The sequence below is a fragment of the Brucella sp. MAB-22 genome, from assembly GCF_025908475.1.
Classification (GTDB): domain Bacteria; phylum Pseudomonadota; class Alphaproteobacteria; order Rhizobiales; family Rhizobiaceae; genus Brucella; species Brucella anthropi.
In genome coordinates, this window is record NZ_CP109782.1 from 952,482 (window position 1) to 974,805 (window position 22,324).

The window sequence follows — 22,324 nt, forward strand, 5'->3', positions numbered from 1 at the left end:
TGAAGTTCAATCCAATGACCGATATGAGGGCGCAAAGCGGTTCGGCAGCTTTGAGGTTACCGAAGCTGCGTTCAGGGGAAGAATATAGACCTTCGACGAGATTACCTGCCCCGGGTATCCTCCGGCAAAATTAGGCTGAAATAGGTTGTTTCAAGCGCCAATGACAGCTCGTATATCGTTATAATTGTTGGGTTGCGCTGTCCCCGTTCAAGGCTACTCAAATACTGCTGGCTGAAGCCCGAACCCTCCGCCACTTGTTCCTGTGTCAGGCCTTTTTCTTTTCGTATCCAGGTAAGATTATCGCCAACAATTTTCCGCACAGAAGTGGCTCGGTTTGTCTGAACAGTTTCGGGCGTTTCGCTAAGTGGATTTCCGCCCCGATTATGCCGCCGCCATCATTGGTGTCAGTGCATTGAAGTAAGCCTGATCCGGCGTCTGCCGGTCAGGCGATGAATGTGGGCATCGGCTATTGTAAAAGTTCAGATACCGGCCGATGTCAGCGCGAGCCTCGCACACGGTCTTGTAAGCATGCAGATATCCGCGCTCAAGTCAGACTTGATGGTGCGTCTCCCACCACCGAAGCTGAACTAGCCGTCATATCCGAAAGCATCGAAATCAAAGTACTTATCGTTGATTTCCTTATATTTTCCATTGATCCGGATTTCCTTGATCGCTTCGTTGAACTTTGAAACCAGTTCCGGGCGTCCTTTTTTGATAGCAGCTCCAACACCGGCGCCATGATATTGTGCCACCGGCGGATAGGTGCCGATCATCTTGCAGCATGCGCCCTCGGATGTTTTGAGCCACTCTGCCAGCGACACGCTGTCATCATTAATGGCATCAAGACGACCGTTCACCAGGTCTAGCTTGAATTCCTGAGAGGTCGGATAGGCTTTTACTGTGCTGTCTGTAAAGTAAGCCTCTGCATAGTTCGCATGGGTCGTTGAGCCTTGCACACCGACAGTCTTGCCAGCAAGGTCGTCCTTGGTGACGCCCTTGATGTCAGAATCCTTCAATGCCACCATTCCCGGAGGAGGGTTGAAGTACTTATTGGAGAAATCAACCTGCTTCTTGCGTTCCTCGGTTATCGACATGGAAGCGATAAACGCATCAAACTTTCCGGATTGGATAGCAGGGATAGCACCATCCCAATCCTGAGCGACAATTTCACATTGCGCCTTCATCTGATCGCAGAGCGCCTTGGCGATTTCAACCTCGAAACCGGCAAGCGTTCCATCTGCCAATTGATAATTCATCGGCGGATTGGCACCCTCAGTACCAATGATGAGCTTCAAAGGCGCTTCGCCATGGGCAATGCCCGCTCCTAAAGAGAGCGCCATCGCGATTATTGATGGTGTGAGCGCCGCTGTTTTCAAATATTTCATGGTTTCCTCCCATTTTTTTTGAAATTGAAATAGGTCTTCGAAAGAATACTATTTGTTGTTTTTTAAATTGCCCGGTTGAAAGTATTCGATAGAATATTGTGCATACAGGGCTGCGCCCCTGAAAAGAACATCTTCATCGATATTGAATTTCGGATGGTGGTGGGGATAGACAGCGTCGATCTCTTCGTTTCGTACGCCGATGAATGCAAAGACACCGGGATAGACTTTAAGGAAATCGGCAAAGTTTTCTGAGGCCATTACCGTGTTGAAACTCGTGCAGTCTTTTTCCAGACCGAGAGACTGAATGGCGCGACGGGCAATGTTGCTGCATGCCGGATCATTGGTGACTGCTGAAACACCGCCGCTGAATCTGATTTCTGCTCGGGTGCGATAGGCATCGGCCGTGCTTGTTACTGTCCGCTTCAGCGCTTCTTCGAGATAATTCATTGTCTCAGAGCGCGTCGCCCGCATCGTGCCAGAGACGCTGACCCTATCCGGAATGACGTTATCTGCATTGCCGCCGCTGATACTTCCAAAAGTCAGCGCGACGGGCTCCGTAGGATCGAATTCACGGCTGACGAGTGCAGCGCAATTCATAATGATCGCTGCAGTTGCGATGATGGGGTCGATACCTCTGTTGGGGTAAGCGCCGTGCGTGCCCACCCCATGGATCGTCAGATCGATTGATTGTCCGGCAGCCATTCGAGGGCCTGATTCAATGGAGATTTTGCCGGTCTCCAGCTCCGACCAGAGATGAATCCCCAATACGCTTTCAACGGGGTGCCTTGCGAGTTCTTTCAGAATGTCTTCTGTTCCCTCGCCAACTTCTTCGGCTTGTTGAAAGCATAGCTTGACTGTTCCATGGAGCTGGTCGCGAGATTTCACGAGAATACGCGCCGCGCCCAGCAGCATGGCGACATGTCCATCATGGCCGCAGGCATGCATGACGCGAGCCGTGCCGGACCTGTACTCCAGGTGAGGATTGTCTTCTTCGATTGGCAAAGCATCCATGTCAGCGCGCAAGGCGATAACCCGTTCGCTTTGCGATCCGGCAATTGTTGCCACAATCCCAAATTCGCCGACTAAAATATAGGGGACGCCTATTGCATCAAGTTCTGCCCTGATACGTGCAGAAGTGCGTCGCTCATTCAGGGAAAGCTCAGGGTATTTATGAAGTTCCCTGCGCAATTCGCACATATAGTTTTGCTCACTTCGAGCCAGTTCCAACGTTTTCAGTTCCGCCCCCGCATTATTTGTCGTCCCCGTCACCTTTCGATGATCCTGCCTACGAACAGCCAGTGCAGGTCCAGAACCTCCGTGAGTGATCAGGTGCAATCAGTCGAACATATGATTGCGACTTGCCCACTTTCTTTTTCGTCCTGCGTCTTGCTCTGTTCCCGCTTGACCGTCGAGGCTGTCACATCTCCCGCCGCACTTCATCCGGTAAAATGCCGTCTTGGCAGGCACCATGCCTAAATCTGCCGTCATATTGTCGGCGGCGGCTATCCATGAATGGGCCGAAGGTTTTGTGTGGGGCGGGTCTGTTGATGTTGGCTAATATTGATCGATTGACAAAACTGCTGGCGCCACAGCAATCTGGTGTGGGGAATCGCTCGGGGGACACGTGACTATGCTCAATAACGGGTCTGTATCAGTCGGGCGGCTGCATTCATCATGACGCTCGATCCAGTATTTCACCTGCGCCCAAAGAATACTGGTGCTGCACCTCTTTGTGTCGTGGAGCGAAATTCCTGTTTCCAGGGCGCTGTACATATTTCCGGATTTGTCATCGCGGCAAACAGCAAAGTGCTTGGTTTGAATCTCAAACTGCCGGACGGGCGTGAACTGGTAATCTCACAGCACAGCCTGCCAAGCCCGGACCTGAGCCGTGTCTATGGGCGCTTGGCGGCAGCATGTCGTTTCAATGAGCGCATCTTTACCGGCCTCGAAACAGCTCAAATGCTGGATGCAACGATAGAAGTTTGCTTGGCTGATGGGTCCAGATTGGAACAGCCGCTTTCCGCAGCGGATCCGCATGACCCTGTTCTGGTGCTGGTCAACCGTTTCTTCGATGAGATTCATCAGTGCTCAAACGGGCATATGCTCGAAATTGGCTCTCGCAATCGAACTGGCGCCATGTGGTGCGAACGTCTGCCTGCCGCCTGGGAATATACCGGTTTTGATATTCTGGAAGGCGAAAATGTCGACGTCGTCGGCGATGCCCACGAAGCGAGCAGTTTTCTGCCCAGAAATCAATTCGACGCCGTCATGTCATTTGCGGTGTTTGAACACCTGCTGATGCCGTGGAAAGCAGTCATCGAAATGAACCGGGTGATGAAGCCGGGAGCGATTGGCATCATACTCGCACCACAGACCTGGCCGCTGCATGAGGAGCCTTGCGATTACTTCCGCTTCTCGCGCCATTCATGGAAAGCGCTGCTCAATCGCGCAACGGGCTTTGAAATAATCAAAGCCGTTGATGGTTGTGACGCCTATATCGTGGCGAAAGTCCACAATTTGGCGACAAGCTTCGGCGAGTTCTATACCGGGGCCTTGATGTCAGCGGTCTTTTTCAGGAAGACAGGCGAAACGAACCTTGACTGGCCTGTTTCACTTTCCTCTCTCGGCGATGATCTTTACCCGATGTGATGCGATTTTCAGACAAAGATGCGTGTTAAAAAAAGTGTTAGAGCTCAGTCTAAGCAGACGCTTTGGAGCGCGAAGCCAGGATGGACAGAGATGGTCCATGTTCGGCATCGGGCTTATCGTGCGCGGTAATAATCTCGTCAAAGCCGAGCTGGGCCAGAAGCCAGAGCAAATCTTCCCGGTTGATCCAGCGTGGTTCCGCCTCCATGCCGCCGCAAAAGGTCTTTTCCTTTTGTTCCAGATAGGGCCGCTTGTGGAGCTTGATCAGTCGTCCATTCCAGTCGCGCAATTCCGGATCGCCGAGGGCATCCAGGCGCGGATCACCGGGACGCATGGCATCCGGATCGACAACATGCGTCCAGAGATATAGCCGATCAGTACGGCTGGAAAGAAGCTCGAGCGTACGGATCGGGTCCGACATGTGATACAGCACGCCGCTGGCGACGATCAGCGGCCATTGCGTTTCGTCTCTTTCCAGATAGGGGAGGAAATTACCCAGCTGGAAAGATGCGCCGTGCAGTTGCAGAACTTCTTTCGTTACCAGACAGCGAAGATAAGAATCCCGTTTTGCCTCAATAGCCGTAACGGATGCAGCACCTTCTGAAAGCAAGGTTGCAGTATGGGCACCTTCCAGGGGCCCCAGCTCGAGGACGTCTTTTCCTTTGAACCAATCCTTCAACTGTGCGGTGAGCCAGAGGATTCTCGGGTCCGCAAACAGGGCATTGGTGCCCGCCCGCAGGCCTGTCTCTGAAGGAAAGGCCGATACCCAGCCACCCTTGAATATGTCCATGGCATTCTGTGCCGAAGGTGCTGCGCTTTCATAGCCTGGCGCAATGTCAATTTGCGGGGGAGTTGCCGCTGCCGACGAAGGTTCCTCCGGGCCTGCTTCCTTGATCGCATTCAGTGCAAGGGTAAGCCTGTCCGGCTGCGTCGTTACAGATGGATTGCGGCTCATCACCACATAGAATTCGCAGCCGAAACTTGGGTGAAACAGCTCTTCCTTGAGACCCAGAACGCCAGCATTGTACAAATCCTGCATGGCGAGACGGAAACTTGAGGGTGTGAAAACCCAGGCGTGGCAGTCGACGTATTCGTCATTCTTGCTCGTCGCGCTCGCGTAGCCGGACGATGGTGTGCCGGCAAAAGCGAAATCGCCCTTATGCCCTTCCATCCAGACCTGTATGCCGCCGCGTGTTGCATTGGAGGCATGGTGATCGAAGAGGACAGCTGTTCCATGTCTCTTTTGTTCCGCGAGGTAGGCAGCCAGCATATGACCTGCTGTGGTGCTCGGACGCAGATAATCAAAAGTATAACGTCGGTCCGGCACGAGAAGATAAACCTTGCCGCCGGGCTTGAGCGCACGCTCACAACGCTGAAGGAAATGAATGGGGTCTGTCAGATGCTCGAAAACATGGCTGGCAACGATGAAGTCAAACCCATCCCCGGTCAGATCCAGCTCGCTGAACTCGCCGCCATCGTCAATTGCATCGACGGTTTCCAGCCTGGAAGTGTCGACACCCATACTATTATACTTGAGACGCAAGGATTGCGTGTCGGTATGGTCTATGACGAGCGTCCTGAAGCCGTCTCTCTTTGGTAAAATCGGAGCATAAGATGCACCTATTTCTATGCCGCGAGAGTTTTTTCCCACTTCATTTCTGATCAGCTCCCGGAAATCCATGAATAGCCTGCCCCCTTTATTATATCTTCTCTGAATATCGCATCCGAGCCATTTATTTTAGCGAGGCCCAGTGTTATTCACAAAGAAATTGAGCCGGGGGGGCAGGAATGCGCATTGGAAAAGCAATGAACTGGTTGGCTGTGCGCGCTTATATACGTAGCGCCAAGCTTGTTCAGGCGCCGCATATTTTCATGGAAAGAACGCCGCGATTTCTATCGGATGAAACAACACGCCAGCCGAACGGCGATCTCTATGCAATCGTCGTCAAGTATAACAAGTTTGGCGTTACGCCCGATTTTCTGCATCTCCTGAATGAACTGCGTCATCAGAACATCAATCCCATTGTTGTTTGCAATGGCAGACTGTCGCAACCGGAGCATGACGCAATCAAAGCCGTGGCCCAACGCGTTCTCGTCCGCCAGAATATCGGCCGCGATTTTGGCGCCTATCGCGCAGCTACATTGCTTCTTGGTACTGAAGGGCTGCAACTCCGGCGACTGCTCTATTTCAACGACAGCATCATGTATGTTCCCGGTGCTGGCCTTCGAAACATGATCGCATCGCTTGCCGATAGTGCGTATGATGTCGTCGGCACGAACGAAAATCACGAATTCATCCACCACGTTGGCAGCTATGCCTTCAGCGTTTCCGGCAAAGTATTCAACGATGCTGCGGTGCGGCGTTTCTGGTCGCGATATCGCCCATACGATATCAGACCTCATGCCATCAGAAAGGGTGAGGTGGCTCTGTCAGAATGCTTCGTGCGCTGCGGTTACAACATCGATGTGCTGTACTCCACTGACAAGCTGGCTCTCAAACTCGACAAAATGGCGATGCCGGATATCGTATCCAATCTTCGCTATCTGCCAAATGGCGCTTTTCGCAGCTATGAACTTGAGCCGCTTCTGGCTGGCGCGATCTATACCGGTAAAATGCTTTCCAAACGCTCCGGTAAGCGGAACGCAAAGCCTGCGGCTATCGATGAGATGAACCTGACGCCAACCATCAGCCAATATTCAAAGGCGATGAAGGGACGTGTTGACACATCGCCCGCTGACGACCGGGGCAGGCTTGTCGGCGAACAGGTGAGGCGAGAGGTCCTGGTCAATCACATGATGGGGATCGTCATGAATGGCAGTCAGGTTCACTATGGTTTTGGGCTGTTTCACAGAACGATGGATAGTCCGCTGATCAAGCGTGATCTGCTTCTTCGCGGTCTTCTTTTCGAACATGATTGCGCACGCATTCTGGACTATATGCCTGCTCAGCAGCGCGAGCCCATCATGCGCGAGTTGCTCAATCGGGGCCGTAGCGTCAATGTCGGCGGTTTCCGGCGCTTTAAGTTGCGCAACGGGTTGCTCTGAGCCTGATGTGACAAGTGCCCAAAATTGGGGTGTTACCTGTCCGGTACTTGCGATTTTGAAATTTCATGGGGAATATGTCTTGTGTCTTCCCCTAATACAGCTAATCATCGACAGCAGTTTATTTGATACGGAAGAAGAAATTCAATCATTGCTATGAGGAGGTGAAAATCCATGACCTCGATAAAGCAGTATATGATTCAGTTTGCGTTGATGCTGGGCCTTTTCTCTCTGGGCTCTATTGATGTTTCCCGTGCACAATTTCTCGATGCTTTCAGAGCCCGAAATACAATAACGGCTGATGCCATTACCCGGACGCCGGTCGGAACCCGTGTGGTGCTCACCGGTTCGATCAAAAGCAATGTCAGGAGGGCTCAGTATGTTTTTCAGGATCGCACTGGACGAACGAGAGTTCGGATCGAAAGAGAAGTCTGGCGCGGAAGAGAAATAAACACCAAGAACAAAATTGAAATTCGGGGTCGTGTCGAAAACGACGTCAGGGGAAGGTTTATCGACGTATATTACTTCAAGATAGTCGAATAGTTGGTTTGAATAACTGATTCAATCGGGAGTTGCCATGTTTAGACTGGGTGGAAAATATCAGCATTTCATTCACGGTGACAGCTGCGGTTGTTCCAACCCCATGTTGCAGCAGGTTTCCCGGCGTCTGGACCGATTATCGCGAAGACATTTTCTTGCAGGAGCGGCGGCGACAGCAGCGGCAACGATGATCGCGGATCGCTCTTTTGCACAGTCTCCTAAAATTCTCCTGACGCGGGCGCGGCTTTTCGACGGCAAGGCGGACACTCTGAAATCCGGTGTGCAGGTTCTGGTCGAGGGCAATCGCATCGCGGCTGTCGATACGACAAACAGTGCTCCGCCCGAAGGCGCGACGGTTATCGACTGCGGCGACCGCGTGCTGATGCCGGGCCTGATCGACGCGCACTGGCACGCCGTTTATGCGGCGGTGCCGCTGCCGGTGCTTCTGGAGGGAGATCTGGGGATAATTTTCGCAGCGTCTACGGCAGAAGCAGAACGCACGCTTCTGCGCGGCTTTACGACGGTGCGCGATATGGGCGGGCCGACTTTCTCGTTCAAGCGCGCGATTGATACGGGGATCATCTCCGGCCCGCGCATCTTTCCCGCAGGTGCGATGATAACGACGACCGGCGGTCATGGTGATCTGAGGCTGCCAACGGAAATTCCGCGCGACGGAGGCAAACTCAGCACTGGTGAATTGATGGGGGCTTCAGCAATCGTCGATGATGCAGGCAGCTTGAAGCTTCGTGTGCGCGAGCAGCTGTTGCAGGGCGCGTCCCAGATCAAGATCGTCGCAGGCGGCGGTGTGTCCTCGCCGCGCAGTCCGCTCGACATGTCGACATTCAGTGAGGACGAAATTCGTGCGGCGGTCGATGTGGCAAAGGACTGGAACACCTATGTCACGGTCCATGCCTATGCGTCGAATACAGTCCAGCGGTCTATCAGGGCTGGTGTTGCATGTGTTGAACATGCGCATCTGATGGATGAGGAAACCGCGCGCATGTTTGCGGAAAAGAATGTCTGGTTGAGCATGCAGCCTTTCCTGACAATGGAGGATGCTGCGTCACAGACAGGGCTAGGCGCCGAACGGATTCAGCAGCTTTTCGCAGGCACGCCAAGGATTTACGAATTCGCGCGCAAATACGGGATAAAGACCGCCTGGGGTTCAGACGTTCTGTTTTCACCCGCATTGACCCCGCGCCAGAATTTCATGCTGACCCATTTGAGCCAGTGGTATTCAAATGCGGAAGTGCTTCGTGCGGCTACATCGGTCAATGCGGAATTGCTCGCCCTTTCCAATCTGCGCAATCCATATCCCGGCAAGCTCGGCCTCGTAGAACCGGGCGCTTTCGCCGATCTTCTGGTTCTGAACGAAAATCCGCTCGATGATATTCACGTGCTTGAAAAGCCGGAACAGACGCTGGCGGTTGTCATGAAAGACGGTCAAATTCACAAGAATACCCTGAAATCATGAGTTGATTTCTTGGCTGGGGATGGGGAGGTTTTATGCTGAAGGCTGGCAATGCAACCCTGATCCTGATTGCAGGATGCGTCCTGATTGCATTGCTCCATTACGGCGGCGCGGTATTTGCACCGGTCGTTTTTGCATTGTTTATCATTATGCTCGTCTGGCCGGTCCAGCGCGGACTTTCATCGCTCATGTCGCGCTATCTTGCGTTGGTGATCACTTTTCTTCTGGTGGTTTTCCTTCTGCTCGGTTTTGGCTGGCTGCTCGCGTGGACAGTCGGGCAGGTCGGTCGCCGCATATTGATCGATGCAGTTCGGTATCAGCTCCTCTATGAGCAGCTTAAAATCTGGCTCGAGGGGCATGGTATTGCGGCTTCAGTACTGTGGTCGGAGAATTTCAGCGTAAGCTGGACTTTGCGGATGCTTCAATCGATAGGAAGCCGCCTCAACAATACATTCAGTTTCTGGCTCGTGGCTCTGGTCTATGTCTTGTTGGGGCTTGCCGAAACCGATGAGTTTCGCGCGCGGATCAAGCAGCTGAAAAATCAGGAGGCTGCAAATTCATTCCTGCGTGCCAGCCAGTCAGCCGCTACAAAAATCCGGTTTTATATGCTGCTTAGGGCTTTGATGAGCCTTGCGACTGGTTCGTTTGTCTGGCTTTTGACCCGTTTGATCGGTTTGCCATTTGCCGAAACCTGGGGATTTGTCGCGTTCATTCTGAACTTCATCCCTTTCCTCGGACCGCTGGTCGCCACGCTTTTTATTACAGCGTTTGCCTTCACACACTTTGCCAGCTGGCAATGGGTGCTCGCGGTCTTTGTCGGTTTGAACATCATACAATCTGTCATCGGAAGCGTGATCGAGCCTCGATTGACGGGAAAGACAATTTCCCTGTCACCGTTTGCAACGCTCTTTTCCGTATTCGCCTGGGGCTCGCTCTGGGGTGTCTTCGGAGCCTTTATCGGCGTGCCGATCACAATCGTCGCCCTGACTTTCTGCGCGCAATATTCCGCTACCAGCTGGTTTGCCGAAATATTCGGCTTTTCCCGCGAATAACGTTGAAAGCTTTACGATGGAAGAACCAGTAATCGGGTCTCAAGCGGGTGCCTTGACCTTTCAAGATGCAGCCTATGTAATATCTGGGAATGGGCATAATCAAAATGGGAAGGATATTTCTATGAGAATGATCCTGTACAGCGTCTTGACGATGGCCGTAATTGGCGCCACTGCGAGCGGGTGCACAACCGACGAAAGAAGAACAGCCGGCTATGGTGTTGGCGGTGCCGCGATTGGCGGGCTTGCCGGAGCTGCCATTGGAGGTGACACGCGTGGCGCTCTCACCGGCGCAGCCATCGGTGCGGCCGCAGGTACGCTCGTAGGCGTCGCACAGACCCGTAATGGCGTTCAGTACTGCCGCTATCGCGATCAGCACGGCCGTATTTACGAAGCACGTTGCCGCTAGAGCATGTCTCCCGCAAGCGGGAGCCGGTTTTGGAATAGAGACTTGCGGTCCTGATACGGCTGTGCCGCATCTATGCATTGGATATCTGGAGCGTCTCTCGATCTGATTGTATCAGATAGGCGCTCCAAAAGTTTGTTTTCATGACATTTTCCCGAACCTGTTCATCCGCTTCGGGACTTTTTATGCCTGTCGCCAATCATGAAACCGGCGAACAGGTTCGGCTTGTGAGTTGTGGTTCTTTGTTACTTTGGAGGGGACATGAAGCTGCATTCGATCGGGGCTATTCTTGCATTCACTGCCATTTTTACGATTGGAACCGTTGCCGAGACGGTTCCGGCTTTCAGCCAGAGCTATTCGGTTACCGTGGGCGTGCGGATCAACAACGGACACAGGATACGGTGTTCCGAAGGTGTCCGATTGCTGAGAATGCGCGGTTTTCGCAATGTTCGCGCACTCGATTGCCGCGGGAGTCATTTTGTGTATCGGGCTGATCGGTCTCGTAGAACTTACGATGTAACGGTTCGGGCCAGAGACGGCAGAATTACCAATGTTCGCACGGTGAGATGGCGTCGCTGATCCATGTGATGTCTTCATTTCAGGCTTGTCGAGGAAAGGAGCACGGTTGTGTCAGAACTGGTTGTTATTGGATTTGATACGGTAGGAGAGGCGGATGCTGTTCTTTTGAAGCTCAATCAGCTTCAGAAGGAATATCTCGTCGATCTTGAGGACGCCGTGATTGTCGTCAGGGATGAACAGGGCAAGGTTCATCTCAAGCAGAAGTATAACCTGCCCGCCATGGGCGCTGGATCGGGGCTGCTTTCCGGAGCGATCTGGGGCGGACTGGTAGGGCTTATTTTCCTCAATCCGCTTGCCGGCATGGCGCTTGGTGGCGCTGTAGGGGCAGGCGCCGGAGCTTTGTCGGGCTCGCTCGCCGATTACGGCATCGATGACAAGTTCATCGTGTCTCTTGGCGAAACCATCCCGGAGAACTCGTCCGCCTTGTTCGTTCTCCTGCGCAAAATCCAGTGGGATAGGGTCATGGCCGATTTCCCTGACCTGCGCGGCAGGGTCCTGAAAACGTCCTTGTCTCTAGAACAGGAAAAGCGCCTCAAGGAAGCACTCGAGGGAGCGTTGCCGACAACCTCATAATATGGCGTTGCCCAGAAACCGGCGATGCGACATCATCGCGACAACGTGGCCGTTTTGCCTCGATTATCGAGCGAGGGCATGATTTGAAGCAGATTTTCATCCTCGCATTTGTTCTGCTTGTCGCAGTGGGATGCGCCGGAAACAGGGCTGTCACTGGTCTGGGAATGGATGTGTCTGACCAGACCCTTTCCAAAGTGGTGGTTCCGTTTACGGTTGCGACCGTACGCGAGCGAATAGACGATCCCAGTATCGCCTATTCGCGCGACAGGTCTCAAGTACTGAACTTCTCGACGATTGACGTGCACATCCCGGAAACGCACCGTCCGGGAAATGTAGAGACTGCGTCGGGCAAACCTGATCCCCGAAGGAATTTCATAGCCTCAAACTATGCACCGTTGCCTGATCGACAAGCCATGATCCGGGAGTTGAACCGGCGTCTTGCAAGCCGCCCGGCGGCACAGCGTGAGATATTCGTTTTCGTCCACGGCTATAACAACAACTTTGCCGAGGGACTTTTCCGCAATGCGCAGATTGTCCACGACTATGATGTCTCCTCGGTGCCTGTTCATTTTTCATGGGCGTCCGCTGCGGCGTTTACGCGATATCTCTACGATCGCGACAGTGCGATCATCGCGCGTAGGGGACTGGCTGAAACACTCGAAATTGCAGCACAGACAAAAGCCAACGGCATCGTCATTGTCGGCCATTCGATGGGCGCTGTCGTCGTTATGGAAGCCTTGCGGACATTGTCTGCAGATAAACGCCTTAACGTGTTGAAGCGCATCAAGGGTGTGCTGCTTGCGGCTCCCGATCTCGATCCCGATCTTTTCCGCAGCCAGATTGATGATATCGACTATTTGCCTCAGCCTTTCACGATTGTCGTATCCCGGCGTGATCGGGCTCTCGATATCTCGCGCAGACTGGCAGGTGGGGCGCCGCGGGTCGGTAGCGGCTTTGATATAGCTTTCCTGCAGAACAAGAATATTCAGGTTCTTGATATTTCTCAGGTTGATAGCGGTGGTCATAGTCTGTTTGCCAGCTCGAACACGCTGATCAAGTTTCTGGGTTCGGGCTATCTGCTGCGCCGACTTATTACAGATGAGTATGCAGGCATGGATGATACTTTCATCGCCGCCGGGCAGGGTACATTCGAACAGGCCTCGCTGGCCCTTCATCTGCCTGCACGTGTGATTGATCGCCTGGGTTCACGGTAGGGGCACCACACCGTGACAGTGGACCCTCAATGATAAACTAGGTTAAGCTTCTTGTGCGGCTCACGACTGAACAAGTTGATGGTGCATCACTCAAGTCTATAATTGAACTTGTCTATAGTGATCCAGCGAGTTAATCTGCCTGAATATTTCATCCTGCCTTGGTTTTATTGTTCGGTATCGATAACGCATCGTAGTTCCCTGAGAACATAGAGGTGGCAATCGTCGATGAGCACGGGTTGGCATGCCGAGCTTGAACTACGGTTCGAGCATAATCGCGAAGTGACGCGGCTCATGCGGCGACGCCATGTGGGGCCACTTGCGGTGCAACAACCATTCTATCCTGAAAAGGATGGCAGTGCGCACGTCTATCTTCTTCATCCACCGGGTGGCGTGGCTGGTGACGATGTCCTTGATATTTCTTGTTTTTTAGGATGTGGCGCCAGAACCGTTCTAACGACGCCCGGCGCTACCAAATTCTATCGCAGCGAGAGGGGCCAGAGTACCCAGACGACCAGAATCGATGTGGGTGAGGGCGGCATATGCGAATATCTCCCGCAGGAAACAATCGTTTTTGATGGCGCAAAGGCTTCCATAGGCACGAAAGTATTCTTGAGTGGAGATGCGGTCTATCTGGGGTGGGACATTATCAGTCTCGGACGGCCGGCCTGTCAGGAAAGTTTCGACACTGGCGAAGTCCGTCAAAGGGTCGAAATATTCAGGGATGGCAAGCCGATCTGGTTCGAGCAGTTTCGCCTTCATGGTGCCGACCCGGCGCTGAATGCCGCTTTTGCCTTCTGCGCAAAACCGATTGTCGCGACGATGGTTTATGCCGGTCCGGCAGATGAAAGCGCGCTTCACGCTATTCGCGAAGCGGTCGGCGATGCAGCCAGAAATCTGTTCTCGGTGTCGCGGCTCGAGCGGGTGATCGTCTGTCGCTATCTCGGCGGGCGCATGTCGGAAGCCAAGACTCTGTTTCGAAAAGCCTGGGAAGTTCTGCGCGAAACCGGACTGGGGAAACCGGCAGCTGCGCCACGCATCTGGGCAACATAACTCACTTTGGAGAGGGCCTACAAATGGAACTATTGCCACGTGAAAAGGACAAACTTCTGATCTTCACCGCAGCATTGGTTGCGGAGCGACGGAGAGCCCGAGGGGTGAAACTTAACTACCCGGAAGTCGTGGCTTACATCTCCGCCGAAATTCTTGAGGGGGCCCGTGACGGCAAGACAGTTGCGGAACTCATGTCCTACGGTGCCACGCTTCTCACCCGCGATGAGGTGATGGAGGGTGTGCCTGAAATGATCCACGACATTCAGGTGGAAGCCACCTTTCCTGACGGTACCAAGCTTGTAACCGTTCACAACCCAATTCCGTAGAGCATTTCATAACTATTTGGAAACGCTCTGGTTTTTGTTTTTACGCGCATCTTGTCCGAAACATTTCACGTCTTTCGGGATGCGTCTCAGGAGACGATCATGATACCGGGTGAATATTTCATCGAAGACGGGTCGATCGACCTCAACAATGGTCGCGAAACGCGCACCATCGCCGTGGAGAACACGGGCGACAGGCCGATACAGGTTGGATCGCATTATCATTTCTATGAAACGAACGAAGCGCTTGCCTTCGACCGGGAGCAGACGAGAGGTTTCCGGCTCAATATTCCGGCCGGAACTGCGGTGCGGTTCGAGCCGGGACAGGACCGAGAAGTCGAACTGGTAGCGCTGGATGGCAATCGGGAAGTCTATGGCTTCAACGCAAAAATCGACGGAAAACTCTAGGAGGGACAGATGGGAAGGATCTCAAGACAGGCCTATGCCGAACTGTATGGCCCGACCAAGGGTGACCGTTTGCGTCTGGCCGATACAGAGCTCATCATCGAGGTCGAGGAAGATCGCTGCATCTATGGCGAAGAAGTAACCTTCGGCGGCGGCAAGGTCATTCGCGACGGTATGGGGCAGGGGCAACGACCCTCGTCCGAAACCGCCGATCTGGTCATCACCAATGTCATCATTCTCGACTATTGGGGCATCATCAAAGCCGATGTCGGCATCAAGGAAGGTCGTATCTCAGGGATCGGCAAGGCCGGTAATCCCGATATTCAGCCCGGCGTCGACATTATCGTCGGACCTGCGACCGACGTCATTGCAGGCGAAGGCAAGATTCTCACCGCTGGCGGTATCGACACCCATATTCACTTCATTGCGCCGCAACAGGCCGAAGAAGCTCTGGCTAGCGGTACAACGACTTTGGTTGGTGGCGGAACGGGGCCGACGGTCGGCACGCTCGCAACCACGGTTACACCGGGGCCATGGGCTATCCATCGCATGCTTGAGGCCGTCGAAGCGCTTCCGATCAATGTGGGACTGCTCGGCAAAGGCAATGCAAGCAAGCCGGAACCGCTTCGCGAGCAGATCAGAGCCGGTGCTGTCGGCCTGAAGCTGCATGAAGACTGGGGAACCACGCCAGCCGCCATCGATAATTGCCTGAACGTCGCCGATGAGGAAGACATTCAGGTCGCCATCCATACGGATACGCTGAACGAGAGCGGGTTCGTCAAGGACACCTTTGCTGCCATGAAAGGCCGAACCATCCACAGTTTCCATACGGAAGGCGCCGGTGGCGGCCATGCGCCGGATATCATCACAGCTGCTGGCGAAGAAAATATCCTGCCGTCCTCAACCAATCCGACCCGCCCCTACACCATCAACACAGTCGATGAACATCTCGATATGCTGATGGTCTGTCACCATCTCAGCCCGAAAATCCCCGAGGATGTGGCATTCGCGGAATCCCGCATCCGGCGCGAAACCATTGCTGCCGAAGACATTCTCCATGATCTGGGCGTGTTTTCGATGATGTCGTCGGATTCTCAAGCCATGGGCCGTATCGGTGAAACGACGCTGCGTTGCTGGCAAACTGCTCACAAGATGAAGGTGCAGCGCGGTCCGCTAAGCCAGGACAGCAGCCGGAACGACAATTTCCGCGCCAAACGTTATGTCGCCAAATATACGATCAATCCCGCAATTACGCATGGATTTGCCCATGAGATCGGCTCAATCGAAGTCGGAAAGCGGGCGGATCTGGTGTTGTGGAAGCCGGAATTTTTCGGCGTGAAACCGAGCCTCGTCATGATCGGCGGCATGATTGCGATTGCACCGATGGGCGACCCAAACGCATCGATCTCGACGCCCCAGCCGGTTCATTATCGGCCAATGTATGGGGTATTGGGCCGGGCGCTTGGTTCCACCGGCGTCACCTTCGTCTCGAAAGCGGCGCTGGATGACGGCATCGGCGAGAAACTGAAACTCAGCAAGCAACTGGTTGCGGTGAAGGGCATCCGGACGATCCGCAAGAAGGACATGATCCATAACGGGCTTACACCCAAACTGGAGGTTGATCCGCAGAGCTATCAGGTGCGGGTGGACGGTGAACTGATCACGTGCGAACCGGCTGACGTTCTGCCGATGACGCAGCGTTATTTTCTGTTTTAGAGCATGTCTCCCGAAAGTGGGAACCGGTTTCGGGAGACATACGTAAAAACAAAGAGATAGAGTTTTTCCGGTGATTCAATCAAAACAGAAAATGCTCTAGTCAGCGGAAAATAGATCACGAAAGACGGGGAATAAATCCATGCAGCTCAATGCCTTGCAGGATCACCCTTCTCTGGGGTTTGTTGATTGGACGCTGCGCGGTATCGGGCAGGTGGTGTTCCAGAACAATCCTCTGTCGGGGCTGGTCATTTTGTTCGCCATTCTGGTCAATTCCTGGATTTATGCTTTCATCTGCGTGCTTGGCGTTGTTGCCAGCACGCTGACGGCAATCATCCTCAAGGCTGACAAGGGGCTGATCCGGGATGGCCTGTTCGGGTTCAACGGCGCTCTGGTCGCCCTTGCGCTGATTGCGTTTACCAGTGCGGATTTCCGCAGCGGTGCCCTGCCGTCGCCTGCCATGACGATCTATCTCATCTGTGGCGCCGCTTTCTCCACCATGGCTTTCGCCAGTATCGCTACGCTTCTGGGGCCGCACAAGGTGGCACCCCTGACAATGCCATTCGTACTCGTCGGCTGGCTCTTTCTGTTCGCGATACTCAAATTCGATGCCATAGATGCCGGTCCGATGGCAAAGCCGGTATCGCCGGAACAGTTTTCCTACGCCGTCCCTTATGTGCTTCCGACCTGGTACATGGGCATCGGCACTGCCATCGGGCAGATATTCTTTCAGGATAACTGGATCACCGGTTACATCATCCTTGCCGGTATCGCGATCCATTCGCGAATAAGCGCATTGATGGGGCTTCTGGGAGCCGTAACCGGAGCTGTGGTTGCCGCCGCCTTCGGTGGTCCGGAAGGCGCCATTCGCGATGGGCTCTTCGGTTATAACGCGGCGTTGACGGCAATTGCGCTCGGCGGCTTCTTCCTTGTTTTCAGCTGGAGCAGTTTTCTTTACGCCATCTTCGGCGCCATCGTGGCGACATGGCTTTGGGCGTCGGTCGCCATATTCCTGAAGCCGATCGGAATGCCGGTGCTGACCTCGACATTCGTGCTCGTCACCTGGGTCATGCTGATCGGTCAGTATGCTTTCAAGGCGCTGGTGCCCGTCGCACCGGCTGATGCGACTTCGGCTGAGGACAATCTCAAGCGATACCGTGAAACGCTGCACTCACGACCGGAATAGGCGGCTATATTGTGTCTCGTGCCAGGCGCTGGCCATCGCCAGTGCGGGAGCCGTATTGCCGATGTCGTCGTCATTCAGCGTGCGCGCCTTTTCGACGGCTCTTTCAATCTTGGCTGCTCCAGCGATAAGTATCCTCTGGCCCGCCGTATGGCCAAGCGGGACGAGACGGATTGCAGCCATGATCTGGCTTTCAACCACGCTCCACATGAGACCGCGCAGCGCATCGACAGGCTCGATATTCCAGTGACATGCTGCAATGGAGAAAGCTGCGGGATAGGTGGCTCGCTGTTCCGAAGCGAAACTACGGGCCCGTTCGACACCAAGTTCCGACAGTAGAGTGAGCAGGGATTCGCCCATGCGGCGATCTTCAAGCTCAAGTTCGCTGCTTTCGCGACTTGCTCCAAGCCAGTCATTCAGGCGGCAGAATTCGGCGTCATCGTTTCGCATCAATGCTGAAATCATGCGCCAGAAAATCGCGCCATCAAGCACAGCGTAACTGTGTTCCAGAAGGCCGAACACCCACCCGGCACAACTTTCCTCGTTCGTCACTGTTCCCGCATGCACGGCCCATTCGAGGCCGCGCGAATAGGAAAACGCGCCAACTGGCTGGCTGGGACTGACAAGCCGCATGAGATGCAGCATAGGCAGCGCCGGAGAATGCATAGGCATTTCCGGCACTGACCCATCATGTTCAATATCAGCTTCAGCGTGTCTCTTCGAATGATCCAGCAAGACGATGCTCACATCACCCGGCCATAAGGTAGAGTCCGCTCAGGGCAGCAAAGCCGCCAGCTATTCGCATCACTATCTGTCCCGTGCGCCCCTGCAGCAGGCGACCTGCTGCTAGACCGACACCGATGCCTGCCGCGTGGAGCAATGCCGTCGCAAGAGCAAACCCGGCGCCGTAGGAAAGAAACGCAGCGCTGCCGATTTCTCCGCCATGAGCATAGCCATGGAAGAATGCAAAGAAGCCGACGATAAGTGCCGCCGTCAGGGTCGATGCGCGGAATGCCATGGCGACAAGGAGGCCAAGCACTATCACTGACGCAAGGATGACCGGTTCGACATAGGGGAGTGATACTCCGCCAAGCGCTGCCACGAATCCCAGAAGCATGACACCGACAAAGCTCAAGGGAACGACGACGAGTGCGCGTCCACCAAGCATTGAAGCCCAAAGGCCAACGGCAACCATCGCAAGTATGTGGTCGGCACCGGAGAGGGGATGTGTAAACCCTGCGGCGAACGAACCGTGCTCTGCGGGATTGAGATGCGCGAATGCAGGGCTCGCCATCAAGGAGAGCAGGACGGCAATCAGGAGAGAAGTCCTTTTCATTTCAACTTCCTTTCAACAACAATGGCCATGCTCAGAAGGAGCCAAACATTGATCCCAGTACAAAAACCGCGACGAGCGATATGATCACGCCGACAATCACGGTCATGACCATGTCGAAATAGCTCGATGCGTGGGTTTGCTTGCTGATCTGCAGGAGAAGAAGCACCGTGCCGTTATGCGGCAGCGCATCCAGCGTACCGGCGCTGATGACGGTCAGGCGGTGCATGAGTTCGGGATTGATCCCGTACTGGATCGCGAGCCGCATATACTCTTCACCCAGCGCATTGAGCGCGATGGCCATGCCGCCGGATGCCGTTCCGGTGAGGGCTGCGAGCGCGTTCATGGCGACGACCAGTGAAACAAGCGGGCCGCCCGGCACTTCAAGCACGGCATCGCGAACCACCGCAAAAGCAGGCATTGCCGCCACGACTGCGCCAAAGCCGACGAGGCTTGCAATGGTGAGGATCGGCAGAACTGAGGAGTTGGCGCCTGCGTCGAGGCTTTCCCGGATTGCCCGAAGCCGCCCGAAATTGACTGCTATCAGGGTCAGGATAGCCGCTGCCAGTGCGATCAGAACTGCCCACAGGCCGATTGAGGAGCCAACATCGATCCCCCATGGTTCCTGTTCCAGAAACGAGAAATCGATACGGGGCAGGATGATGAGCGCCATCAGGAAATTGACGACGATGACCACAAGCAGGGGCAGAACCGCAAAGAAAAACGGCGGCTGATTGTCGGGACGTGCGCCGTGTTCGAATTCGGCCGGATCGAAATCGCCCGACAATGTTGATTGTTCTCTGACTTTCTCTGTGATTTCGAGATCGCCAGTGTCGTCGACATAGTTTTCGCCTGCGGCCCGCGCCTTGGCTTCGGCGCGCTGCAGCCACCACATGCCGAAGGCCAGTGTGATGATGGATGCGATGATCCCAAGCCCCGGTGCCGCAAAGGTCGTGGTTTCGAAATAGGGCATCGGAATAGCGTTGTTCGTAGAGGGCGTGCCCGGCATTGCCGACATGGTGAAAGTGAACGCGCCAAGCCCGATGGCGGCTGGCATCAGCCGCGCAGGAATATTGGCCGCCTTGAACATTTCACGTGCCATGGGCACCAGCACGAAAAAGGCGACAAACACGCTGACACCGCCATAGGTGACGACTGCCGATGCAAGCACGACGGAAAGCATGGTGCGTTTTACGCCCAGTTTCTCGGTCAGATACTTCGCGATGGACGTGATGGAGCCGCTATCGTCCATCAACTTTCCAAAAATGCCACCGAGCAGAAAGAGTGGAAACCATCGGCCGACGAAGCTGGCCGTCCCGCCCATGAAGGTCGATGTCCAGTTCGCCAGAAGAGGTTCACCGGAAATAAGCGCGGCGAGCAGTGCTGCTACAGGAGAAAGCAGAAGCACACTCCAGCCGCGATAGGCAAACCACATGAGTAGAGCTAGTCCGAGCAGTATTCCAAGCAAACCCATGCTATCTGACCCCTCAGTCGATGTAGGAAAGAATGCGTACGGAATTTACTGATGAAACTACTTTAGATGAAATAATTCAAGTACTATAATAAAATATGATGAGGCTGATGTGAGAAGACTTCCTAATCTCCACAAATAATGTCTATACTGCCATCTGTTTACTACAACGGCTTTGGTTGCATCACTCAATTGTAACGCCAATTAAAATATCGTGATCGCTTTCAGCTTTGTGGCTTCCGCGCGATTTCTTGCCTGGTCGTCCGAGGCATAAAGAGGACTGCATGCCGGAAGTCGTCGCAATCCCATCCATCATGGTCAATCTCGGTCTGGCGCTCCTGCTCGGTTCTGCAATCGGGCTGGAACGTCAGATCAAACAACGTCATTCCGGTCTCGCCACACATGGCCTCGTGGCATTGGGTGCGGCAGCCTATGCTTCTCTACCCTACGCTCTTGGACTTGAAGGCGATCTCAGAATGGGCTCGCAAGTCGTTACGGGGATTGGCTTTCTCGGTGCCGGGCTGATTATCAAGGATGGCGCAAGCATCAAGGGACTGAGTACTGCAGCTACGATCTGGAGTACGGGGGCAGTTGGCGTTCTTACCGGTTATGGACTGTGGCTTCTTGCCGTGGAGACGGCATTTTTCATTGTCTGCCTCAATGTTTCACTGCCAAAAATTGCAGTGCTCGTGAACCGCTATTCCTTTGTCGAGCCGGAAATCGAACAATTCTATCTTGTGAAGTTCCGATGTCCTGCGGAAAGCGAGATTTCTGTGAGGGCGTTGCTAATCCAGACACTAGATCTGAAGAAGCTCCGGTTCCACGCGATCCGAAGCCACCACATAGAAGGCAGCGATGAAGTCGAGGTCGAGGCGACGCTATTCGCCGGCAAGGAAGACGATCGTCTGGTCGAAGGGCTGGTAGCGCAACTCTGCTTGCGTTCCAGCATCACGTCTACAAGCTGGTTGAAACTGGAAGATGGCGATTGGGCGGTAGCCCACTAAATTTGTTGCCTTCGGGCTGTACTATTATATCGAAACATGCACATACTTTCGCATTCGCAGTAACGCATCCCTTTTAGGCGGCGTGGACGAATTGGTTGACGAATTGATCGCAGCTTGATTCAAGACTGCTTTTTGGAGGCAGTCATGAGCCGAGGCGATCTGAGCGAATCCGAATGGCGTGTTCTGAAGGATTTATTGCCGATTGAAGCAGTCAATCGGGGACGCGGTCGTCGTCCGGAGCAAAATCGTGCGATCATCAACGGCATACTTTGGAGACTTCGCTGCGGGACGCCTTGGCGGGATGTCCCACCCAAATACGGCAATTGGAATACGATCTATCGGCGGTTTCGGCGTTGGAGCGAAGCCGGGGTCTGGGAGGCTGTTTCGATCACGCTCGCTGAGATCATGGCTGACAGCGGCCACTACAGCATCGATAGCACCACAGTTCGGGCCCATATTTCGGCAGCGGGCGGAAAGGGGGGATTCATCGACGCGCTCTTGGCCGCTCGCGGGGCGGGTTCACCAGTAAACTTCACTGTCTGGCTGATGCCAGAGGAAGACCGCTTGCCTTCCATCTGACGGTTGGCGAAGCCGCAGATTGCAAGGCTTACGACACTCTGATCAGCTTACCCGAGCAAGCGCCACAGGCGCTTCTTGCTGACAAGGGATATGATGCGGATGCCATTCGTGATGATCTTGCCAGCCGCAATATCAAGCCCGTCATTCCTGGCAGAGCAAACCGCCGCGTGAAGATTGAATATGATCGCACGCTGTATAAACAGCGCAACCTAATCGAACGGATGTTTGGCAGACTGAAAATCAACCGCGCCATTGCTACTCGATACGACCAACTCGCCGAGAGCTTCATCAGCATGGTTCATATTGCTACCGCAAGATACTGGCTCAAATTCGTCCACGCCGCCTAACATAGAGGGGT

21 protein-coding genes and 2 pseudogenes are annotated in these 22,324 nt (G+C 54.1%); 15 read left to right on the top strand and 8 right to left on the bottom strand.

All coding sequences use genetic code 11. The annotated features are described in order from the left end of the window. Positions 1-101: 101 nt before the first annotated feature. The 4 genes and pseudogenes from OHI65_RS14085 to OHI65_RS14100 all read right to left on the bottom strand — a co-directional run bounded on the left by OHI65_RS14085 (position 102) and on the right by OHI65_RS14100 (position 2,654). The gene (locus OHI65_RS14085; RefSeq protein WP_151609787.1) at positions 102-320 is read right to left on the bottom strand and encodes a helix-turn-helix transcriptional regulator; all 219 of its coding nucleotides are present in this window, start codon (positions 318-320) and stop codon (positions 102-104) included. A gap of 61 nt (positions 321-381) precedes the next feature. Further along, positions 382-546 (bottom strand): annotated as a pseudogene (locus tag OHI65_RS14090) (IS3 family transposase); the annotation flags it as partial. 41 nt (positions 547-587) lie between these two features. Beyond that, entirely contained in the window at positions 588-1,385 is a 798-nt protein-coding gene (locus tag OHI65_RS14095) for a transporter substrate-binding domain-containing protein (RefSeq protein WP_264359067.1), read from the bottom strand. A 48-nt stretch (positions 1,386-1,433) separates the two neighbouring features. Beyond that, positions 1,434-2,654 (bottom strand): M20 metallopeptidase family protein, encoded by a 1,221-nt coding sequence (locus OHI65_RS14100; RefSeq protein WP_264359068.1) that lies wholly within the window; start codon positions 2,652-2,654, stop codon positions 1,434-1,436. A gap of 405 nt (positions 2,655-3,059) precedes the next feature. Between OHI65_RS14100 and OHI65_RS14105 the strand changes: the two genes are divergently transcribed. After that, positions 3,060-4,034 carry a class I SAM-dependent methyltransferase gene (locus OHI65_RS14105; protein ID WP_264359069.1) on the top strand — a complete coding sequence of 325 codons (975 nt, stop codon included), beginning with the start codon at positions 3,060-3,062 and terminating at the stop codon, positions 4,032-4,034. Positions 4,035-4,083: 49 nt separating this feature from the next. On the opposite strand, the gene OHI65_RS14110 is transcribed toward OHI65_RS14105, so the two are convergent. After that, the gene (locus OHI65_RS14110; protein WP_264359070.1) at positions 4,084-5,712 is read right to left on the bottom strand and encodes a class I SAM-dependent methyltransferase; all 1,629 of its coding nucleotides are present in this window, start codon (positions 5,710-5,712) and stop codon (positions 4,084-4,086) included. A 125-nt stretch (positions 5,713-5,837) separates the two neighbouring features. On the opposite strand from OHI65_RS14110, the gene OHI65_RS14115 reads away from it, so the two are divergent. The 12 genes from OHI65_RS14115 to OHI65_RS14170 all read left to right on the top strand — a co-directional run bounded on the left by OHI65_RS14115 (position 5,838) and on the right by OHI65_RS14170 (position 17,582). Beyond that, on the top strand, positions 5,838-7,076 hold the full coding sequence (locus OHI65_RS14115; protein WP_264359071.1) for a rhamnan synthesis F family protein: 1,239 nt from the start codon (positions 5,838-5,840) through the stop codon (positions 7,074-7,076). A gap of 171 nt (positions 7,077-7,247) precedes the next feature. Further along, positions 7,248-7,616, top strand: coding sequence for a YgiW/YdeI family stress tolerance OB fold protein (locus OHI65_RS14120; RefSeq protein ID WP_040129385.1), 369 nt, complete (start codon positions 7,248-7,250; stop codon positions 7,614-7,616). 34 nt (positions 7,617-7,650) lie between these two features. Beyond that, the gene (locus tag OHI65_RS14125; RefSeq protein WP_125334312.1) at positions 7,651-9,087 is read left to right on the top strand and encodes a metal-dependent hydrolase family protein; all 1,437 of its coding nucleotides are present in this window, start codon (positions 7,651-7,653) and stop codon (positions 9,085-9,087) included. A 32-nt stretch (positions 9,088-9,119) separates the two neighbouring features. After that, positions 9,120-10,136, top strand: coding sequence for an AI-2E family transporter (locus OHI65_RS14130; RefSeq protein WP_012092280.1), 1,017 nt, complete (start codon positions 9,120-9,122; stop codon positions 10,134-10,136). A gap of 121 nt (positions 10,137-10,257) precedes the next feature. After that, the gene (locus tag OHI65_RS14135) at positions 10,258-10,542 is read left to right on the top strand and encodes a glycine zipper 2TM domain-containing protein (RefSeq protein WP_012092279.1); all 285 of its coding nucleotides are present in this window, start codon (positions 10,258-10,260) and stop codon (positions 10,540-10,542) included. A 624-nt stretch (positions 10,543-11,166) separates the two neighbouring features. Next, complete coding sequence (locus tag OHI65_RS14140; RefSeq protein WP_010661149.1) at positions 11,167-11,691, top strand: DUF1269 domain-containing protein; 525 nt, start codon at positions 11,167-11,169, stop codon at positions 11,689-11,691. Positions 11,692-11,855: 164 nt separating this feature from the next. Beyond that, positions 11,856-12,905: an alpha/beta hydrolase gene (locus tag OHI65_RS14145; protein ID WP_264359169.1), complete on the top strand. Its 1,050-nt coding sequence runs from the start codon at positions 11,856-11,858 to the stop codon at positions 12,903-12,905. A 225-nt stretch (positions 12,906-13,130) separates the two neighbouring features. Next, a complete protein-coding gene (locus tag OHI65_RS14150; RefSeq protein WP_264359072.1) occupies positions 13,131-13,955 on the top strand; it encodes an urease accessory protein UreD in 825 nt (274 codons plus the stop codon). A 23-nt stretch (positions 13,956-13,978) separates the two neighbouring features. After that, positions 13,979-14,281, top strand: a complete 303-nt coding sequence (ureA, locus tag OHI65_RS14155) for an urease subunit gamma (RefSeq protein WP_010661152.1) — start codon at positions 13,979-13,981, stop codon at positions 14,279-14,281. A 99-nt stretch (positions 14,282-14,380) separates the two neighbouring features. Next, positions 14,381-14,686 carry an urease subunit beta gene (locus OHI65_RS14160; RefSeq protein ID WP_029925033.1) on the top strand — a complete coding sequence of 102 codons (306 nt, stop codon included), beginning with the start codon at positions 14,381-14,383 and terminating at the stop codon, positions 14,684-14,686. A 9-nt stretch (positions 14,687-14,695) separates the two neighbouring features. Continuing rightward, positions 14,696-16,399, top strand: a complete 1,704-nt coding sequence (gene ureC / locus OHI65_RS14165) for an urease subunit alpha (protein WP_012092275.1) — start codon at positions 14,696-14,698, stop codon at positions 16,397-16,399. Between the two features lie 139 nt (positions 16,400-16,538). Beyond that, positions 16,539-17,582, top strand: coding sequence for an urea transporter (locus OHI65_RS14170; RefSeq protein ID WP_010661155.1), 1,044 nt, complete (start codon positions 16,539-16,541; stop codon positions 17,580-17,582). Here OHI65_RS14170 and OHI65_RS14175 read toward each other — a convergent pair. The 3 genes from OHI65_RS14175 to OHI65_RS14185 form a co-directional block, all read right to left on the bottom strand. Further along, positions 17,568-18,251: an urease accessory protein UreF gene (locus OHI65_RS14175; RefSeq protein WP_264359073.1), complete on the bottom strand. Its 684-nt coding sequence runs from the start codon at positions 18,249-18,251 to the stop codon at positions 17,568-17,570. The two genes, OHI65_RS14170 and OHI65_RS14175, sit on opposite strands and share 15 nt — an antisense overlap. A 76-nt stretch (positions 18,252-18,327) precedes the next feature. After that, a complete protein-coding gene (locus tag OHI65_RS14180) occupies positions 18,328-18,915 on the bottom strand; it encodes a HupE/UreJ family protein (RefSeq protein WP_012092272.1) in 588 nt (195 codons plus the stop codon). 31 nt (positions 18,916-18,946) lie between these two features. After that, on the bottom strand, positions 18,947-20,386 hold the full coding sequence (locus OHI65_RS14185; protein WP_010661158.1) for a GntP family permease: 1,440 nt from the start codon (positions 20,384-20,386) through the stop codon (positions 18,947-18,949). 281 nt (positions 20,387-20,667) lie between these two features. Between OHI65_RS14185 and OHI65_RS14190 the strand changes: the two genes are divergently transcribed. Further along, on the top strand, positions 20,668-21,387 hold the full coding sequence (locus OHI65_RS14190; protein ID WP_036583741.1) for an MgtC/SapB family protein: 720 nt from the start codon (positions 20,668-20,670) through the stop codon (positions 21,385-21,387). A gap of 144 nt (positions 21,388-21,531) precedes the next feature. Continuing rightward, positions 21,532-22,313 (top strand): annotated as a pseudogene (locus tag OHI65_RS14195) (IS5 family transposase). Positions 22,314-22,324 lie beyond the last annotated feature (11 nt).

Bases quoted from the DNA above. Each gene is read 5' to 3' on its own strand.
- OHI65_RS14170 (WP_010661155.1), top strand. From the start codon at position 16,539: ATGCAGCTCAATGCCTTGCAGGATCACCCTTCTCTGGGGTTTGTTGAT.
- OHI65_RS14130 (WP_012092280.1), top strand. From the start codon at position 9,120: ATGCTGAAGGCTGGCAATGCAACCCTGATCCTGATTGCAGGATGCGTC.
- OHI65_RS14150 (WP_264359072.1), top strand. From the start codon at position 13,131: ATGAGCACGGGTTGGCATGCCGAGCTTGAACTACGGTTCGAGCATAAT.
- OHI65_RS14145 (WP_264359169.1), top strand. From the start codon at position 11,856: ATGGATGTGTCTGACCAGACCCTTTCCAAAGTGGTGGTTCCGTTTACG.
- OHI65_RS14115 (WP_264359071.1), top strand. From the start codon at position 5,838: ATGAACTGGTTGGCTGTGCGCGCTTATATACGTAGCGCCAAGCTTGTT.
- OHI65_RS14175 (WP_264359073.1), bottom strand. From the start codon at position 18,251: ATGCCTATGCATTCTCCGGCGCTGCCTATGCTGCATCTCATGCGGCTT.
- OHI65_RS14125 (WP_125334312.1), top strand. From the start codon at position 7,651: ATGTTTAGACTGGGTGGAAAATATCAGCATTTCATTCACGGTGACAGC.
- OHI65_RS14105 (WP_264359069.1), top strand. From the start codon at position 3,060: ATGACGCTCGATCCAGTATTTCACCTGCGCCCAAAGAATACTGGTGCT.
- OHI65_RS14160 (WP_029925033.1), top strand. From the start codon at position 14,381: ATGATACCGGGTGAATATTTCATCGAAGACGGGTCGATCGACCTCAAC.
- OHI65_RS14120 (WP_040129385.1), top strand. From the start codon at position 7,248: ATGACCTCGATAAAGCAGTATATGATTCAGTTTGCGTTGATGCTGGGC.
- OHI65_RS14180 (WP_012092272.1), bottom strand. From the start codon at position 18,915: ATGAAAAGGACTTCTCTCCTGATTGCCGTCCTGCTCTCCTTGATGGCG.
- OHI65_RS14135 (WP_012092279.1), top strand. From the start codon at position 10,258: ATGAGAATGATCCTGTACAGCGTCTTGACGATGGCCGTAATTGGCGCC.
- OHI65_RS14110 (WP_264359070.1), bottom strand. From the start codon at position 5,712: ATGGATTTCCGGGAGCTGATCAGAAATGAAGTGGGAAAAAACTCTCGC.
- OHI65_RS14185 (WP_010661158.1), bottom strand. From the start codon at position 20,386: ATGGGTTTGCTTGGAATACTGCTCGGACTAGCTCTACTCATGTGGTTT.
- ureC (WP_012092275.1), top strand. From the start codon at position 14,696: ATGGGAAGGATCTCAAGACAGGCCTATGCCGAACTGTATGGCCCGACC.
- ureA (WP_010661152.1), top strand. From the start codon at position 13,979: ATGGAACTATTGCCACGTGAAAAGGACAAACTTCTGATCTTCACCGCA.
- OHI65_RS14095 (WP_264359067.1), bottom strand. From the start codon at position 1,385: ATGAAATATTTGAAAACAGCGGCGCTCACACCATCAATAATCGCGATG.
- OHI65_RS14190 (WP_036583741.1), top strand. From the start codon at position 20,668: ATGCCGGAAGTCGTCGCAATCCCATCCATCATGGTCAATCTCGGTCTG.